The following is a 17003-nucleotide window of genomic DNA, read 5'->3' as shown; positions in this document are numbered from 1 at the left end:
AGGTGACGCTAATCCCCTTCGCCTTTAAGGTTGATCCATGACGGTGGTTACCGCTGCGCCCGTACGCGTCGTATTGGTCGATGACCATGAAATGGTCATCGAGGGTCTCAAAGCCATGCTCGCGTCTTTCAAAAACCGGGTGCGGGTGGTCGGGGAGGCGATCGGCGCCGAGAACGCGATCGCAGTCATCGAGAGCCTGCAGCCCGACATCGTGCTGTGCGACGTACGGATGCAGGGCGCCAGTGGCCTCGATCTGTGCCGCGCTATCCGGGAACGCAACCCGGCCTCCAAGGTGATCCTGCTGTCGGTCTACGAGGACGAGCAGTACCTCTTCCAGGCGTTGCGCGTCGGGGCGTCTGGTTATCTGTTGAAGGGCATCAGCAGCGACGAACTGGTGCGCCAGCTCGAGTACGTGCAAGGCGGTTCGACGGCCATCGATGCCGGCTTGGCGGCCCGCGCCGCCGACACCGCCGCACGACTGCAGCGCGATGAGTTCTGGCCGGGAGCGCGTCAGGGCCTGAGCCAGCGTGAAAGCGAGATCCTCTCGTTCGTGGTCGCCGGCCTGTCCAATCGCGGCATCGCCGGCAAACTCGTCATCGGCGACGAAACGGTGAAGAGCCATCTGCGCTCCATCTACCGCAAGCTTGGCGTCAATGACCGCACCGCGGCGGTGGCAGTCGCACTGCGCGAAGGTATCTACCAGTGAACGTGCGCGGGCTGGTGGACGCCGACCGCGAGGTCGCGCTGCTGCTCGACATCGTGGCCGCGACCGGCAGCGGGCCGGCGGTCGAGCCGGTGGCCGCCGCCGTCGCCCGGCTGATCACCACCGCCACCGCATCCGATGTGTGTTTCGTGCATGTGCTCGACGACTCCGGCGGGTCGCTCACACTCGCCGGCGCCACACCCCCGTTCGACGACTACATCGGGCAGGTGCAGCTGCGGCTGGGCGAGGGTGTCTCCGGCTGGGTGGCCCAGCACCGCGAACCTGTCGTCATCACCAGCGGCAAGGACGAGGACCCCCGGTATGTGCCGATCGCGGCACTGCGCGGCTCTGATTTCACCTCGATGGCGTCGGTACCGATGGAGACCGGACCGGGACGGCTGGTCGGCGTGCTCAACGTGCACACCGTGGCCCGTCGTGAGTTCACCGAACGCGACATCCAGCTGCTGTTGGCTATTGGGCGGCTGACCGCCGGCGCGCTCGATCAGGCCCGGGTGCACCGACAGCTGGCGGCCAAGGAGCGGGTGCACGGAAACTTCGCCGAACAGGTGATCGCCGCGCAGGAGTCCGAGCGCCGGCGATTGGCCGGCGACATCCACGACGGCATCAGCCAGCGACTGGTCAGCCTGAGTTACCGGCTCGACGCGGCCGCCCGCGCCGTCGAGATCGACGACTCCGCGGAGGCCACCGAACAGCTGGAGAAGGCTCGCGACCTGGTCGATCTGACGCTGGCCGAGGCGCGCTCGGCGATCGGCGGGCTGCGGCCGCCCGTCCTCGACGACCTGGGCCTGGCCGGCGGGCTGGCCAGCCTCGCCTCGACCATCCCCGAGGTCGATCTGGACCTGGAACTGGCCGACCAGCGGCTCTCCGAGCATGTCGAGGTGGCGCTGTACCGCATCGCGCAGGAGTGCCTGCAGAACGTGGTCAAGCACTCCAAGGCGATGACGGCCAGGGTGCGTTTCGCCGTCAGCGACGGCGAGGCTCGCCTTGAGGTCGCCGACGACGGTGTGGGCTTCACGCCGTCTCCGGGCCGGGCGCCCACCAGCTACGGGATGCTGTCGATGACAGAACGCGCGGAGCTGGTCGGCGGGCGGCTGTCGGTGCGGTCCACGCCTGGATCGGGAACCACGGTCACCGTGACGGTGCCGCTGTCGGTTCAGGCCGGCTGAAGCTGACCGCGTAGTCGCAGCGCCGCGGCATTCGCGTTGACGTGGCCGGACAGCGCATCCTGGGCAGCACCGATCTTGTGCTCGTCACCACGCCACGCCGTCAGCGCGGGCGACACCAAGGCTCGGCCGAACGAGAACGTCAGCGGCCATGGTGTGCGGTGCGCCTGCAGCGCGGCGAGGTTTGCTGTGGCACGCTCGGGCGACTGGCCCCCGGACAGGAATGCCACGCCGGCCAGATCGCCGGGCCAGGCCCGCAGCACCGACACCGTCGCCTCGGCCACCTGCTCCGCGGTGGCCTGCACCGGGTGAGCCTCGCCCTCGATCACCATGTTGGGCTTCAGGACGATGCCGGCCAGGTCCACCCTCAGCAAGTTGAGCTGCTGACGGACGGCGGCGTGCACGCTGGCGGTCACCTCGGCGCACCGCTCGATGCTGTGGTCGCCGGTCATCAGCACCTCGGGTTCGACGATCGGCACGATGCCGGCCTCCTGGCAGGCGGCGGCGTAACGGGCCAGCGCATTGGCGTTGCAGGTGATCGCGCCCCAACTCGGGGTGTTGTCGCTGATGGTGAATACCGCGCGCCACTTGGCGAACGCGGCACCCATGGCCGCATACCGCGCCAGCCGGGCCGGCAGGCCGTCCAACCCTTCGGTGACGGTCTCGCCGGGCAGGCCGGGACAGGGCTTGGTGCCGGTATCGACCTTGATGCCGGACAGCATCCCGAGGTCGCGGACGGCCTGCGCGAATGGTCGCCCGTCGCTGAACACCTGGGTGAGTGTTTCTTCGCAGAAGATGATCCCGGAGACCCCGTCGGACAGCCCTGGTGTGCTGCTGAGGATCTCCCGGTAGGTGCGCCGACTGTCGGCGGTCGCGGTGACGCCCGCCTGTTCGAGGCGACTGGACATGGTCGCGATGCTCTCGTCGGCGGCCAGAATTCCCTTGCCGGGCGCGGTCATGGCCTGGGCGATCTTCCTGCATGTGTTCATGGCGCACACCGTAGGAACGAAGCAGGCTATCGGTCCTCACCCGATCGGTGGAACCTGCGGGGGTAGGCGTGAAAGTTAACTATTTAGTTCATGATTGATGGTCTATTCTCGATAGACAGCTTCAGTATCGCGCTGACACGATTCGAGCCATGACACAGAGATGGAACGCGGGAGTCATCCCGTACGCAGAAATGGGCTACTGGCAGCCGGACTATGTTCCGAAGGACACCGACGTGTTGTGCGCCTTCCGGATCACGCCGCAGGAGGGGGTGCCCCCCGAGGAGGCCGGGGCCGCTGTCGCCGGCGAATCGAGCACCGCGACCTGGACGGTGGTGTGGACCGACCGGCTCACCACCTTCGAGCACTACCAGGCCAAGTGCTACCGCGTCGACGCGGTGCCGAACACGCCCGGGCAGTGGATCGCCTGGATCGCCTATGACCTCGATCTGTTCGAGGAAGGTTCGATCGCCAATCTGACCAGCTCGATCATCGGCAACGTGTTCGGGTTCAAGCCGCTCAAGGCGCTGCGCCTGGAAGACATGCGGATTCCCACCCATTACGTCAAGACCTTCCAGGGCCCCGCGCACGGCATCGTGATGGAACGCGAACACCTCGGCAAGTTCGGCCGGCCGCTGCTGGGCGCCACCACCAAGCCCAAGCTGGGACTGTCCGCCCGCAATTACGGCCGGGTCGTCTACGAAGCCCTGCGCGGCGGGCTGGATTTCACCAAGGACGACGAGAACATCAATTCCCAGCCGTTCATGAGGTGGCGCGACCGCTTCCTGTTCTGCATGGAAGCCGTTAACCGGGCGCAGGCCGCGACCGGCGAGATCAAGGGCCACTACCTCAACATCACCGCCGGAACCATGGAGGAGATGTACGAGCGGGCTGATTTCGCCGCCGAACTGGGCTCGGTGATCGTGATGATCGACCTGACCATCGGCTACACCGCGATCCAGTCGATGGCCAAATGGGCCCGCAAGAACGGCGTCATCCTGCACCTGCACCGCGCCGGACACGGCACCTACACCCGGCAGAAGACCCACGGCGTCAGCTTCCGGGTCATCTCGAAATGGATGCGGCTGGCCGGTGTCGACCACATCCACGCCGGCACCGTCGTCGGCAAGCTCGAAGGTGACCCCAACACCACCGCCGGCTTCTACGACACCCTGCGCCTGGACAGCGTCAAAGCCGACCCGGTCAAGGGGCTCTACTTCGACCAGGAGTGGGCATCGATGCCCGGTGTCATGCCGGTCGCCTCCGGCGGTATCCACGCAGGCCAGATGCACCAGCTCATCCACTACCTGGGCGAGGACGTGGTGCTGCAGTTCGGCGGCGGCACGATCGGCCATCCGATGGGCATCGCCGCGGGTGCCGAGGCCAACCGGGTCGCGTTGGAAGCCATGATCAAGGCCCGCAACGAGGGCCGCGACTACTACCACGAGGGTCCCGAGATCCTCAAGAAGGCCGCCTCTCGCAACCGGGCGCTGGACACCGCGCTGGCCACCTGGGGCGACATCACCTTCAACTACGAATCCACCGACACACCCGACGTCGTCGCGACGCCGACCCGGGTCTGAACCGTGGCGATCGCGAGCGCGGCGTGAGCCGGGCGAAGCGGGTCGCCACTATCAAACCGTGGCGATCGCGAGCGCGGCGTGAGCCGGGCGAAGCGGGTCGCCACTATCAAACCGTGGCGATCGCGAGCGCGGCGTGAGCCGGGCGAAGCGGGTCGCCACTATCAAAGAAACCAAGGAGCTTCACCGTGCGAATCACCCAGGGCACCTTCTCCTACCTGCCCGACTTCACTGACGAGGAGATCACGGCGCAGATCAACTACGCGCTCGACCACGACTGGCCGCTGTCGGTGGAGTTCACCGACGACCCGCACCCGCGCAACATCTACTGGGAGATGTGGGGGCTGCCGATGTTCGACCTCAAGGACGCGGCCGGCGTGCTGCTCGAGGTGAACGCCTGCCGGGCGGTCAACCCGAACAGCTACATCCGCCTCAACGCGTACGACGCCAGTTTGGGCCGGCAGACGACGGCGCTGTCGTTCATCGTCAACCGGCCGGCCGAAGAGCCCGGCTTTCGCCTGGACCGCGCCGAGCGGGCGAACCGGCAGATCGGCTACAGCACGTTTGCGTATGCCACCGCGCGGCCGAGCGGACAGAGGTACGAACCGTCATGACCGCCTTCGGCTACCGTCCGGCTCTCGCCGAACCCGAGCCCGAGCCCGAGCCTCTGGGCCCGGATGCCGTCGTCGACCTGGCGGCGGCCCGGGCCACCTCGGGGGTCGACGAGGTGTTGTCGGGGTTGGACCGCGAGCTGGTGGGCCTGGAGCCGGTGAAGACCCGGATCGCCGAGATCGCGGCGCTGCTGCTGGTCGACCGCATGCGGGAGCGCTTCGGCGTGCGGGCCGCGCAGCCCACCCTGCACATGTGCTTCACCGGCAACCCGGGCACTGGAAAGACCACCGTAGCGATGCGGATGGCTGACCTGTTGCACCGGCTCGGCTACCTACGCCGCGGACATCTGGTGAGCGTCACCCGGGACGACCTGGTCGGCGAATATGTGGGCCATACTGCGCCGAAGACCAAGGACGTGATCAAAAGGGCGATGGGCGGGGTGCTGTTCATCGACGAGGCGTACTACCTCTACAAGGTCGAGAACGAACGCGACTACGGCGGTGAAGCCATCGAGATTCTGCTGCAGGTGATGGAGAACAACCGCGACGATCTGGTCGTGATTCTGGCCGGCTACGCCAACAAGATGGACCAGTTCTTTTCCGCCAACCCGGGGATGCAGAGCCGCATCGCACACCACATCACGTTCCCGGACTACACGGTCGGCGAGCTGGAGGACATCGCGGGGCTGATGGTCGACGGGCTGGGCTACCGGTTCTCCGACGAGGCCCGGGCAGTGCTGCACCAGTACCTGCACCGGCGCCGGGACCAGCCGTGGTTCGCCAATGCGCGTAGTGTGCGCAACGCTCTGGAACGGGCCCGGTTGCGGCACGCGCGCCGGCTGCTGGCCGGCGACACACCGGTGGGCCTGGCGGAGCTGACCACGATCGAAGCGGTTGACCTGTTGGCCAGCCGGGTGTTCGAGACCCGGGAGAGCGCGTGACCACCAACGCGCGGTTGCGGGCCCTCGTCGAGGTGGCCGACACCGGCTCGGTGCGGGGCGCCGCCGAACGCCTGGTGGTGACCGAGTCGTCGATCTCTTCAGCGCTGCGCGCATTGAGCCAGGACATCGGGATCACGCTCGTCGACCGGCACGGCCGCGGCGTGCGGCTGACGCCCGCGGGTCTGCGCTATGTGGAGTACGCGCGGCGCATCCTAGGCCTGCACGACGAGGCGATCCTGGCCGCCCGCGGTGAGGCCGATCCGGAAAACGGTTCGATCCGGTTGGCCGCGGTGACGTCGGCAGGGGAGCTGCTGATCCCCGCGGCGTTGGCGTCGTTCCGGGCCGAGCATCCCGGGGTGGTGCTACATGTCGAGGTGGCAGCGCGCAGCGCCCTGTGGCCGATGCTGTCCCGGCACGAGGTGGACCTGGTGTTCGCGGGACGCCCGCCCGAGGAGCTGCGGAACAAGGTGCGGGTGCGCGCGATCAGCCCCAACACGCTGATTGTGGTGGGCTGCCCGTCGATGGCCGACGGGTTCGTTCCAGCGGCGGCCACCTGGTTGCTGCGCGAACAGGGGTCGGGCACCCGCTCGACGCTGATGACCCTGCTCGAAGACCTGGACGTCGCGCCGGCGCAGCTGGTGCTGGGATCCCACGGCGCGGTGGTGTCGGCGGCGGTTGCCGGCCTGGGTGTGACACTGGTGTCGCGGCAGGCGGTGCTGCGCGAGCTGGACTCCGGCACACTCGTCGAGTTGCCCGTGGCGGGCACGCCGATCAAGCGGCCCTGGCACGTCGTCAGCCAGCCGACCCCGCCGATGGCCACCGAGCTGCTGATCGAGCATCTGGTGGTCCACCAGGAACTGGGCTGGCGGCAGGTCAGCGCGGTGCGGCGGGCGTCCTAGGCGAGCCCGCATGCCGGGAAATCACACAGGTCACTCCTGCACCCGCGGAGCTTGGCATGACTGCCGCAGAAAGGTGACATCGCCGGCGCTATCACGTTTGCGGCGCATGGTGCCGCCGATTCTTGATACCCGAGTGAGCAGTGCGGCGTCGGGCTCGGCTAGCGCCGCAGCGTCTCCGACGGCGCCTCGCCCCATCTCTTGCGGTACTCGACGGCGAAACTGCCCAGGTGGTTGAACCCCCAGCGCTCCGCGACCGCCGTCACCGTCACCCCGTCTGACGGCATGGCGTCCATCAGCTCCTCGTGCACCCGCTCCAGCCGGCGTTCCCGGACGTATGTCATGGGCGTCATGTTGAGCTCCTCGCGGAATCCCTGCTGAATTGACCGGACACTCATGTGCACCGCCTTGGCCAGGCCGTCCATCGTGATGCGCTCGGCGAGGTGGTCGTCGATGTAGTTCATCGCGTCGTGCACCACCGCCCGACGCGGATCCGGCTGAATCGGCTGCAAGAACTCTTCGTAGTAGTTGGACGGCTGCAGCTGTAGCAGCGTGCTCATCACCAGTTCCTCGATGGCGCCGATACCCTGACCGCGCTGAATCAGCGAACCCGGGTGGAACACCTCGCTGTGGATCAGCTGCACCACGGTGTGCCAGCGCATCGCGGCTTCGGTCGCCAGGTCGAACTCCGGGTCGAACTCCAGTGGCTTGGTCAGACTGCGGCCCAGCAGTCGGGTGAGGTGCGCGGCCATCGCGCGCTGTTCAATCCGAATCAGCAGCTGGGGCGAGTCATGGTCGAACTGGATGCGCAGGGCGTCACCGGGACTGGTCACCAGCGCCCGAATGGTGTTGGACTCGAAGCTGTGGCCCCGGTGGTCGACCAGCGCGCGGCCATTCATCGGCATGTGCACGCCGAAGTATTGACCCAGCGCCGGGATGTCGACGGTCGCAGCCACGTGGACGTCGAGGTACAGCATGCTGACGTTGCGTAGCCGCACTCCGTGCATGGTCGCAGCAAACCCCTCGACGTCCTCCTCGTCGACATGCAAAGACAGCGGGGCCAGCGCCTTGGCCATCAGCCGCACGGCCTCGGTCGGATTCTCCGTATAGAAGATCTCGTTGTCCGCAAGCGCCGGTGGGACACCCCGCGAGCGCACCTTGCGGCGCACCGGATGCGCGGTGCGGCGGACGTCTATGTACCCGAGCCGGGTCAGCCGCGACATCGCTGCGCACCCCGGTAACCGGCAGGTAAAACCGCTGGCAGCGACCACCGCGAACGTGAGGTGTTCACTAAAGAATCGGTGGCGATCATGCAAGCCTCTCAGTGCGCCAGCGCGCGCCAACGCGCTTAACTGTTCGCAATCCTGACAGCTCCTGCGCGAATGCGATAGGCACAGTCCCGAGCGGCGGCTAGTTTGTGATCGGGGCCACAGTCCAGTCCGAGTCGGGACCCAGCCCGCCCGATTCGCTTAGGAGGTTTCCAATGTCGGCAAACGGTCAGGTCGTTGCGCTGTCGCCGGGCGACCAGCTGCGCGACCGACTTGACGATCCCGCGATCGCCGCGTCGCTGAACAGCCTGCTCGACCATGCCGACTTGCTGGCGATCCTGGTGACCGGGCTCGACGGCTTCGTGCGGCGCGGTGAGCAGATCAGCGAGTCGGTGGCCTCGGCCGTCGGCGAGCTCCGGGGTGCCTCGCTCACGGTGCCCGGACTCGACGAGGTCAGGGCCGAGTTGGGAGCGGTGGATGTGCAGTCGTTGGCGGCGACCCTGGCGTCGCTGGCAACGGCGCTGGTGGCCGCCGCGCCCACCCTGAACAAGATCCTCAACTCGCCCCTGGTGGACCCGCAGGCCGCCGACGTCCTCGCCGACCTGGGTGAGGCGCTCGTCGCAGGCAAAGCGGCGGCCGCGGCAGACCCGGGCGGGCCGAAGGGTCTGTTCGGCCTGTGGCGGGTCAGCAAGGACAAAGACATCAACCGTGGTGTGGGATTCCTGATTCAGGTCGCCCGCGCATTCGGTCGGAAACTGCCCAAATAACAAAATATTTTCAGCCTGACATTAAAAACGTGGTCGCGCCCTCGGCCGCTATTCGAGAGGAGTTCCTATGGCTTCCGTTTTATGGTTTCAGGGCGGGGCATGTAGCGGCAATACCATGTCGTTTCTCAATGCCGAAGAGCCCAATGTCGTCGATTTGATCGTCGATTTCGGGCTCGATCTATTGTGGCACCCGTCTTTGGGTCTGGAGCTGGGAAAGAACGCCCAGAAGGTGTTCTGGGACTGCGCCAAGGGCGAGCGGCCGCTGGACATCTTCGTGTTCGAGGGCACCGTCATTGAGGCGCCCAACGGCACCGGCCGGATGGATATGTTCGCCGACCGTGCCATGAAGGACTGGGTGACCGACCTTGCCGCCGCCGCGCAGATCGTGGTGGCCATCGGCGACTGCGCCTGCTTTGGCGGCATCCCGGCGATGGAGCCCAACCCGTCGGCGTCGACGGGTCTGCAGTTCCACAAGCGGGAGAAGGGCGGATTCCTTGGCCCGGACTTCCGGTCCAAGATGGGTCTGCCGGTGATCAACATTCCGGGCTGCCCCGCCCACCCGGACTGGATCACGCAGATCATCGTCGCGCTGGCCACCGGGCGGGCCGGCGACATCACCCTCGACGAGCTGCACCGGCCGGAGACGTTCTTCAAGACGTTCACCCAAACCGGTTGCACCCGTGTGCAATTCTTCGAGTACAAGCAGTCGACGATGTCGTTCGGCGAGGGCACCCGTACCGGTTGCCTGTTCTACGAATTCGGCTGCCGTGGGCCGATGACCCACTCACCGTGCAACCGCATCCTGTGGAACCGCCAGTCCTCGAAGACCCGTGCCGGCATGCCCTGCCTGGGCTGCACCGAACCGGAGTTCCCGCACTTCGATCTGGCGCCGGGAACGGTGTTCAAGACCCAGAAGGTCAGCGGCATGATCCCCAAGGAAGTGCCCGAGGGCTCGGACCACCTCACCTACATGGCACACGCCGCGGCCGCGCGTATCGCGGCCCCGCAATGGTCCAAAGAAGACATGTTCGTGGTCTGAGGACCAGCACGCCGCAGCCCTGGTAGTGCACGAAATCATTTGGGAGGATTCATGACCGCGCTCGACCTGTATGTCAGCCCACTGGGCCGTGTCGAGGGAGACCTCGACGTCCGCGTCACCGTCGAAGACGGCGTCGTCACCTCGGCCTGGACCGAGGCGGCGATGTTCCGCGGCTTCGAGATCATCCTGCGGGGCAAGGACCCGCAGGCCGGCCTCATCGTATGTCCGCGCATCTGCGGCATCTGCGGTGGCAGTCACCTGTACAAGTCCGCATACGCGCTGGACACGGCCTGGCGGACCCATATGCCGCCCAACGCCACCCTGGTGCGCAACATCTGTCAGGCGTGCGAGACCCTGCAGTCGATTCCGCGCTACTTCTACGCGCTGTTCGCCATCGACCTGACCAATAAGAACTACGCTAAGTCCAAGCTGTACGACGAGGCGGTGCGCCGCTTCGCCCCCTACGTCGGTACGAGTTATCAACCGGGCGTGGTGCTTTCGAACAAGCCGGTCGAGGTGTACGCGATCTTCGGAGGTCAATGGCCGCACTCGAGCTTCATGGTGCCCGGCGGAGTGATGTGCGCACCAACGCTTTCCGACGTCACCCGCTCCATCTCGATCCTGGAGCACTGGAAGGACAATTGGCTGGAGGCCCGCTGGCTGGGCTGTAGCATCGATCGCTGGCTGGAGAACAAGACCTGGGAAGACGTGCTGGCCTGGGTGGACGAAAACGAATCGCAGTACAACAGCGACTGCGGCTTCTTCATCCGCTACTGCCTGGACGTCGGCCTGGACAAGTACGGCGCCGGCGTGGGCAACTACATCTCCACCGGCACCTACTTCGACCCGTCGCTCTACGAGAACCCCACCATTGCCGGGCGCAATGCCGCGCTCATCGGCCGCTCCGGGGTGTACGCCAAAGGTCAGTGGTACGAGTTCGACCAGGCCAACGTGCGCGAGGACGTCACGCACTCGTTCTACGAGGGCAGCCGTCCGCTACACCCGTTCGAGGGGGAGACCATCCCGATCGACCCCGAACAGGGCCGCAAACAGGGCAAGTACAGCTGGGCCAAGTCTCCGCGCTACGCCGTCGGCGACCTGGGCAACATCCCGCTGGAGGCCGGCCCGCTGGCACGTCGGATGGCCGCCGGCGGACCCAACGCCGCCGCGCACCAGGACAACGACCCGCTGTTCGTCGACATGTACAACAAGATCGGGCCCAGCGTGATGGTCCGCCAGCTCGCCCGCATGCACGAGGGACCGAAGTACTACAAGTGGACCCGCGAGTGGCTGGACCAGCTGAACCTCAAGGAGAGCTTCTACTCCAAGCCCATCGAGCACGCCGAAGGCATGGGCTTCGGCTCCACCGAGGCCGCCCGTGGCGCACTCTCAGACTGGATTATGCTGGAAGACAACAAGATCAAGAACTACCAAGTCGTGACTCCGACCGCCTGGAACATCGGGCCCCGGGACAGCTCACAGGTCCTCGGCCCGATCGAGAGCGCGCTGGTCGGCTCGCCGATCGTCGACCCGGAGGACCCGGTGGAGCTGGGCCACGTGGCGCGTAGCTTCGATTCGTGCCTGGTGTGCACCGTGCACGCCTACGACGGCAAGACCGGACGCGAGTTGTCGAAGTTCGTGATCAACGGGATGGTGTGATCCTGACTGCCTACGACTGCAGCCTCGGATCTGCCGACGACGCAACCGATCTCGAACCTCCGGGGTCATTCGGAGGTTCCAGCTTCGCCTCGCCTGCGCCGGCCCCCGGGCCGACTCCGGCGAGCCTCGCTGAACCTCCGGGGTGCGAGGTGTTGTTGGTCGGTTGCGGCAACCTGCTGCGCGGTGACGACGGCGTCGGGCCGGTCCTGATCCGGCACCTGTGGGAACGGGGTGTCCCAGAGGGGGCGCGCCTGGTCGATGGTGGCACGGCCGGCATGGACGTGGCGTTTCAGATGCGGGGTGCGCGGCGGGTCGTGATCGTCGACGCCGCGGCCACCGGTTCGGCACCCGGCACCGTCTTCAAGGTGCCGGGCGAGCAGCTGGAGGACTTGCCGCCGTTGCAGGGTTTGCACACGCACTCGTTCCGGTGGGATCACGCCATCGCCTTCGCCCGCTGGGCACTCGGTGAGGACTGCCCGACCGACATCGCCGTCTATCTCATCGAGGTGGCCGGCGTCGAACTCGGTGCGGATCTGTCCGAACCCGTTGCGGCCGCAATGGAACTCGTCATCGACCGGATCGAGACCGAGTACCTCGCCGACCTGCGCCCCACGCCTGAAACCGAAGTCACCGTGGAATTCACCGCCGACGGCTACCTGCGCCTCGACGCCTCGCTGGCCGCCAGCCGGTTCCCGTCCGACGCGGTGGTCGCCGTGCTTCGCGACGACGACCTCTGGCTTATCCCGCTGCGGGGCCCGCGCAGCGGCGGACTGCTGTTGAAGCAACGCAACCCCGCCGGAGACCGGTCGCTGCTCATCCGCGAGGTGGTCGAAGGCAGAGTCGGCGTGACTGGTGCATTCTGGGACGATGCACAGAAGTCGCTGCGCATTCCGTTGCGTGAAGGACCGCACGACGCGGCGGGGCCGCCGGGGTGATTCTGATGGCTGAGCGTCCGACCGTCGGGGGGCAACAGGAGGAGCCGGAGCGCCCGCCGACGGTAGTTCGTGCCGACAGCTCGGCCGACGAAGCACTGGACGTTCAGACCGTAGTCGTGGAGGAACGCGGCCGGTGGGCCGTGGAGATCGTCGTGGTGTTCGCCGACGGAGTGGTCCGCCGGCGCATCGACACCCACCACACCAAGCGGCGCGCCGAGCTGTCGGCCGCGCTGATCAAGCGCGCCGCCGAGCGCAATATCCGAGGACCGATCAATGGGTGAATGTCATGACCACAGCGCCTGAGTTAGCCCGAGCGGCGACCATCGCGGCCCGGCCCCAACCGCTTGGCGCCTTTCCGCTGCCGCTGGGCTTTCTACTGATCCCACCGGGTGCCGAGAACGTGCGAGCGGCCCTGTTGGATGGCAACGAGCCGCACGAGTGGCCGCAACAGCATCGTGGGCTTGAGCTCGCGCACGGCGGTGACGTCGACGCGGCTCTGGAGCACCTCACCACCGGCGATCCCGTCACCCGCTACAACCGGTTCGTGCTGCAACCCGAGGGTGTGGACACCGACACGTTGCGGGCCGATCTGGGCGAGTTCGGCGTACTGGTCGACCTGGTGCTGTTCACCGTCGGTCACCGGGACACCCCGCCCGACGCCGACGGTGCGACGGGGGAACTGGCTGCCGTCGTCCTCGCCGCACAAGCGAGTCAGGCTCTGGCCGAAGGCAATCCGCTCAAGGCCAGGGCCCTGCTGGAGCGTGCCGCCGAGGCTGCTGCGACGGTGTCGCGGTGTCTCGAGGGCACCATGATTGCGGCGGCCGGATCGATTTGCCGCGACCTCAACGACCCGTCGGCCCAGCAGCATCTCGAGCGCGCACTGCGGCTCCTCGACGGCGCCGAAGGTCTGCGCATCGCGCGCGCCGAGCTGCACCTCACCGTGGCCGGGCTGATTCATGAACGTGCGCAGGACAACCCGGGGCTGCTGGCACAGGCGATCCCGCATTATCACTCCGCGCTGCAGCTGGTGTTGCGGGAAGAAGCGCCCCTGCTGTGGGCGTCCGCGCATGCCAACCTCGCCACGGCTTACCTCACCATGCCGATGGTGGAGGCCTCCGGCCAGCTGCGCCTGGGTGTCGCGGCGCAATCGCTGCGCTCGGCGCTGAAGGTCTACACGCCCGAGGACTATCCCGAGCAGTGGGCCAGCGTCCAACTGAACCTCGCCAACTCCCTGGTCTACACGCCGTCGAAGCACCAGGCCGACAATCTCATCGAGGCGGTGGAACTCTACGAAGGCGTGCTCGCGGCGCGGGGCCGCGAGACCGACCCGCTGGGTCGGGCCCGGGTGCTGGCCAACCAGGGTAACGCGCTTGCTCACCTCGGCGTTTTCGACCAGGCCAAGGCCAAGCTGTACGAGGCGAGGTTTCTGTTCGAGGAGCAACAGGACGACGACTCGGTGCGGGCGGTGCGCGGTGTGCTCGACGAAATCGCCCGCCAGCTGGCGCTTTCCCGGACCGGAGACGAACGATGACCACGGTGTTCGAGCCCGGTCTGGAGGAGTTGGCCAAGCGCGTCGACGATGCGGTCGCCGCCGTGGCCGACCTCGACCCGAAGGCCCGGGCAGTCGCCGAGGAACTCAAGGCCGCGTTGGAAGCCGTGCACCGTGCCGGGCTGGTGACCATCGTGCGCCGCATGCGCGAAGACGACGGGGCGCGTGCCGTGCTGTTCGAGTTGGTGGACGACCCGGTGGTGCACCTGCTGCTGTCGTTGCACGAGATCATCCGCCCGGACCCGGTCACCCATGCCAACCGCGTGCTGGTCACGGTACGTCCCCAATTGCAGAGCCACGGTGGCGATGTCACTTTGGTCCGGGTCGAGGACGGTACCGCCTACGTGCGGCTGGAAGGCGCCTGCAACGGTTGCTCGATGTCGTCGGTGACGTTGCGCAACCTGGTGCAGGAGGCCCTGGTCGACGGGGTCCCGTCGATCACCGCGGTCGAGGTGCTGCCGAACGAGCCGTCACCGACGCTGATCCCTCTGGAGGCCTTGCGCATCGGCCCGTCCCGGGACGGCTGGGCCAAGCTCGGACCGGCCGCCGAGGTTCCCGACGGCGACGTGACCGTCCGCAGCCTGACCACCGATGCCGGCGAGAGTGCCGACGTCCTGGTGATCAGCGTCGAGCACCGGCTGTCGGCCTATCGCAACGAATGTGCGCATGAGGCAATGCCGTTGGACAACGCGATCCTCGACCTGGACAACGGCACCCTCACCTGCCCGTGGCACGGGTTCTGCTACGACGCATCCTCGGGCGAATGCCTCAGTGCGCCTGGGGCGCAGCTCGAACAACTGCCGCTGCGGGTCGACAACGGAGACGTCTGGGTCCGAGTGCGCGGATGAGCCGCTACACCGTCCGGCACAACATCGCCTCGTTACCGCCGCGCGTCGACCCCGTGGCCACCAGCGACCTCACCGACGGCTGGTCGCCGGAGGTCTGGCTGGGTGCGCCGGCCCCCGGCGGCTTGAGCCTGCCGGCGGCCAAACCCACCATGGCGTGGATGTATTCACCGCGCGGTGTGTTCCTCGGCGATGAGCAGCTGGTGGTCGCCGACTCCGGTAACCATCGCGTGCTGGTCTGGCATGGCATGCCGCGCGACGACGAGCAACCGGCCGACGTGGTGCTCGGACAACCGGACGGCGACACCGAGGGCCGGGCGGCCGGCGGCCGGGGACCCGAACGCGGCATGAACCTGCCCACCGGCGTGCTGGTACACGACGGCCGGCTCATCGTCGCCGACGCCTGGCACCATCGAATCCTGGTCTGGGACAGCGTTCCGCAGACCAGCGATGTCGCACCTGACATCATCCTTGGACAATCCAGCGCATCAGCGGTGGAGCCCAACGCCGGCGCCGATTGCACCGCCTGTTCGTTCTACTGGCCGTTCGGCATCGCGATGATCGGCGACACTTTCTGGGTGGCGGACACCGGCAACCGCCGCGTCCTCGGCTGGCGCAACGGCATTCCGTCGCCGGGCCGGCCGGCCGACGTGGTGCTGGGCCAGCCGGGTCCTGCACACCGTGAGGAGAACAGGGAGAGGTGCCCGGCCCCGCCAGCTTCCGCTGGCCACACGACATCGCCGGCCGGGAAAATCTGCTGTTGATCGCGGATGCCGGAAATCACCGGATTCTGGGCTGGTCGCCCGCACCCGAAGCCGACCGTCCCGCCGACACCCTGCTGGGCCAGCCCGACTTCGCCAGCGCTGAGGAATGGCCCTACGGCCCACATACCGGCGACCGGTTCCGTTTTCCCTACGCCATCGGCCTGGCCGACGATCGCCTGGCCATCGCCGACACCGCCAACAATCGAATCCTGTTGTGGGATGGGGTTCCCTCGAACGGCCGCGCGGCCGATCACGTCCTTGCGCAACCGAACTTCGGCGCCAACGGCGAGAACCGCTGGACCTCGGTGCAGCACGACACGCTGTGTTGGCCGTACGGTTTGTCGCTGCGCGGTGACCGGCTGGCGGTCGCGGACTCGGGCAACAACCGCGTCGTGATCTGGCGGCGGCAGCGGTGAGACCGCGAATTGTCCAGTCCGACGACCAGATCGGGTTCTTCTGGGCAACGCCCGGCGGGAGACGCACGTCGCTGCAGGCCCTGGTGGTCGGTGACGACGAGGCCGACCGGTTGGTGGCCACCCACCTCGAAGCCCTCGATGACGCGTTGATCATCGCCGCGGAGCGTTTCGGTGAAATACTCGGCGGGGGAAGGGGCCCCGCGGATGCCGACGAACGCGACGATCTTCTCGACCTGCACCGCACCCTGGATCGGCTGTGTTTCGAGTACGCCGCTGCGGCCGAATCAGCCGGGGTGAAGCCTGATCTGCGGGCGGGAAAAATCATCGGGACCGCCGCGCTGTTCTCCATCCGCGCCCGCCAGCCGCTGGGCCTGTTGGGTCCCGCACCACTAGACGATCAGCTCGACGAGCCCACCCTCGGCGTGGTGGGCGGATTCGGCGAGATGCAGCAGGTAGACCCGGCGCGGCCGTGGCTGGGCGGCCGATGGGTGGTACGAACGCAAGCGGGACAACGCTTTCCGCTGACGCTGTCGATGCTCATGTTCGACAGTTCGGGGGTGAACAAGGAAGCCGCCCGCGCCGAACACCTGGCAGCACTGCAGTCGGTCATCGCGTCGGCGCAGCGCGCGGAAGCCGATCCACTGGCCGTCACCTGTGCGATCGACTGGTTGCTGTACGACTGGTTGATGGCGCACCGCGACGGACCCGACAGCGCCGAGATCGTCTTTCCGAAGGGTCACGAAGCCGACGCCGGCGTCGTGGTTGTGGCGGCCGCCACTTCGGTGACGGCGCGGGCGACGTTCGACCCGGGTCTGGTCGGACTGGGCTGACTCGCCGCTGTCAATCCCTCTGATTTTCCC

Annotated in this window: 16 protein-coding genes and 1 pseudogene; 15 read left to right on the top strand and 2 right to left on the bottom strand. The window is 67.1% G+C overall.

Going from position 1 to position 17003, the window contains the following annotated elements:
* The first annotated feature begins 37 nt into the window (after nucleotides 1–37).
* A complete protein-coding gene (locus JX552_RS19735; protein WP_205873621.1) occupies nucleotides 38–706 on the top strand; it encodes a response regulator in 669 nt (222 codons plus the stop codon).
* Nucleotides 707–708: 2 nt separating this feature from the next.
* A complete protein-coding gene (locus JX552_RS19730) occupies nucleotides 709–1890 on the top strand; it encodes a GAF domain-containing sensor histidine kinase (protein WP_431195994.1) in 1182 nt (393 codons plus the stop codon).
* Here the strand turns inward: JX552_RS19730 and JX552_RS19725 are convergent.
* A complete protein-coding gene (locus JX552_RS19725) occupies nucleotides 1878–2876 on the bottom strand; it encodes a class I fructose-bisphosphate aldolase (protein WP_205873619.1) in 999 nt (332 codons plus the stop codon). The two genes, JX552_RS19730 and JX552_RS19725, sit on opposite strands and share 13 nt — an antisense overlap.
* Nucleotides 2877–3025: 149 nt before the next feature.
* Here JX552_RS19725 and JX552_RS19720 point away from each other — a divergent pair, with 149 nt between their 5' ends.
* The 4 genes from JX552_RS19720 to JX552_RS19705 all read left to right on the top strand — a co-directional run bounded on the left by JX552_RS19720 (nucleotide 3026) and on the right by JX552_RS19705 (nucleotide 6904).
* Nucleotides 3026–4456 carry a form I ribulose bisphosphate carboxylase large subunit gene (locus JX552_RS19720; RefSeq protein WP_205873618.1) on the top strand — a complete coding sequence of 477 codons (1431 nt, stop codon included), beginning with the start codon at nucleotides 3026–3028 and terminating at the stop codon, nucleotides 4454–4456.
* A gap of 185 nt (nucleotides 4457–4641) precedes the next feature.
* Entirely contained in the window at nucleotides 4642–5067 is a 426-nt protein-coding gene (locus JX552_RS19715; protein WP_205873617.1) for a ribulose bisphosphate carboxylase small subunit, read from the top strand.
* Entirely contained in the window at nucleotides 5064–6005 is a 942-nt protein-coding gene (cbbX, locus tag JX552_RS19710; protein ID WP_205873616.1) for a CbbX protein, read from the top strand. Before JX552_RS19715 ends, cbbX begins: the two co-directional genes overlap by 4 nt.
* Nucleotides 6002–6904: a LysR family transcriptional regulator gene (locus JX552_RS19705; RefSeq protein ID WP_205873615.1), complete on the top strand. Its 903-nt coding sequence runs from the start codon at nucleotides 6002–6004 to the stop codon at nucleotides 6902–6904. The genes cbbX and JX552_RS19705 overlap by 4 nt, the downstream gene beginning before the upstream one ends.
* Nucleotides 6905–7062: 158 nt before the next feature.
* On the opposite strand, the gene JX552_RS19700 is transcribed toward JX552_RS19705, so the two are convergent.
* Nucleotides 7063–8124, bottom strand: coding sequence for an AraC family transcriptional regulator (locus tag JX552_RS19700; RefSeq protein ID WP_205873614.1), 1062 nt, complete (start codon nucleotides 8122–8124; stop codon nucleotides 7063–7065).
* 260 nt (nucleotides 8125–8384) lie between these two features.
* Between JX552_RS19700 and JX552_RS19695 the strand changes: the two genes are divergently transcribed.
* The 9 genes and pseudogenes from JX552_RS19695 (at nucleotide 8385) to JX552_RS19655 (ending at nucleotide 16973) form a co-directional block, all read left to right on the top strand.
* Nucleotides 8385–8936, top strand: coding sequence for a DUF1641 domain-containing protein (locus JX552_RS19695; RefSeq protein ID WP_205873613.1), 552 nt, complete (start codon nucleotides 8385–8387; stop codon nucleotides 8934–8936).
* A 67-nt stretch (nucleotides 8937–9003) separates the two neighbouring features.
* Nucleotides 9004–9975, top strand: coding sequence for an NADH-quinone oxidoreductase subunit B family protein (locus tag JX552_RS19690; RefSeq protein ID WP_055580998.1), 972 nt, complete (start codon nucleotides 9004–9006; stop codon nucleotides 9973–9975).
* A 51-nt stretch (nucleotides 9976–10026) separates the two neighbouring features.
* Complete coding sequence (locus JX552_RS19685; protein ID WP_205873612.1) at nucleotides 10027–11634, top strand: nickel-dependent hydrogenase large subunit; 1608 nt, start codon at nucleotides 10027–10029, stop codon at nucleotides 11632–11634.
* 155 nt (nucleotides 11635–11789) lie between these two features.
* The gene (locus JX552_RS19680) at nucleotides 11790–12569 is read left to right on the top strand and encodes a hydrogenase maturation protease (RefSeq protein ID WP_205878565.1); all 780 of its coding nucleotides are present in this window, start codon (nucleotides 11790–11792) and stop codon (nucleotides 12567–12569) included.
* A 5-nt stretch (nucleotides 12570–12574) separates the two neighbouring features.
* Complete coding sequence (locus JX552_RS19675) at nucleotides 12575–12850, top strand: hypothetical protein (RefSeq protein ID WP_205873611.1); 276 nt, start codon at nucleotides 12575–12577, stop codon at nucleotides 12848–12850.
* Between the two features lie 5 nt (nucleotides 12851–12855).
* On the top strand, nucleotides 12856–14100 hold the full coding sequence (locus JX552_RS19670) for a tetratricopeptide repeat protein (protein ID WP_205873610.1): 1245 nt from the start codon (nucleotides 12856–12858) through the stop codon (nucleotides 14098–14100).
* The gene (locus tag JX552_RS19665) at nucleotides 14097–14966 is read left to right on the top strand and encodes a NifU family protein (RefSeq protein WP_205873609.1); all 870 of its coding nucleotides are present in this window, start codon (nucleotides 14097–14099) and stop codon (nucleotides 14964–14966) included. Before JX552_RS19670 ends, JX552_RS19665 begins: the two co-directional genes overlap by 4 nt.
* Nucleotides 14963–16143 (top strand): annotated as a pseudogene (locus tag JX552_RS19660) (NHL repeat-containing protein). The gene JX552_RS19665 and the pseudogene JX552_RS19660 overlap by 4 nt, the downstream one beginning before the upstream one ends.
* Complete coding sequence (locus tag JX552_RS19655; RefSeq protein ID WP_205873608.1) at nucleotides 16140–16973, top strand: hypothetical protein; 834 nt, start codon at nucleotides 16140–16142, stop codon at nucleotides 16971–16973. Before JX552_RS19660 ends, JX552_RS19655 begins: the two are co-directional and overlap by 4 nt.
* Nucleotides 16974–17003 lie beyond the last annotated feature (30 nt).

The organism is Mycobacterium gordonae (assembly GCF_017086405.1).
In the GTDB taxonomy this organism is placed as follows: Bacteria; Actinomycetota; Actinomycetes; order Mycobacteriales; family Mycobacteriaceae; genus Mycobacterium; species Mycobacterium gordonae_D.
Note: the sequence above shows the minus strand (reverse complement) of the source record. Positions and strands in the feature narration are given on the sequence as shown.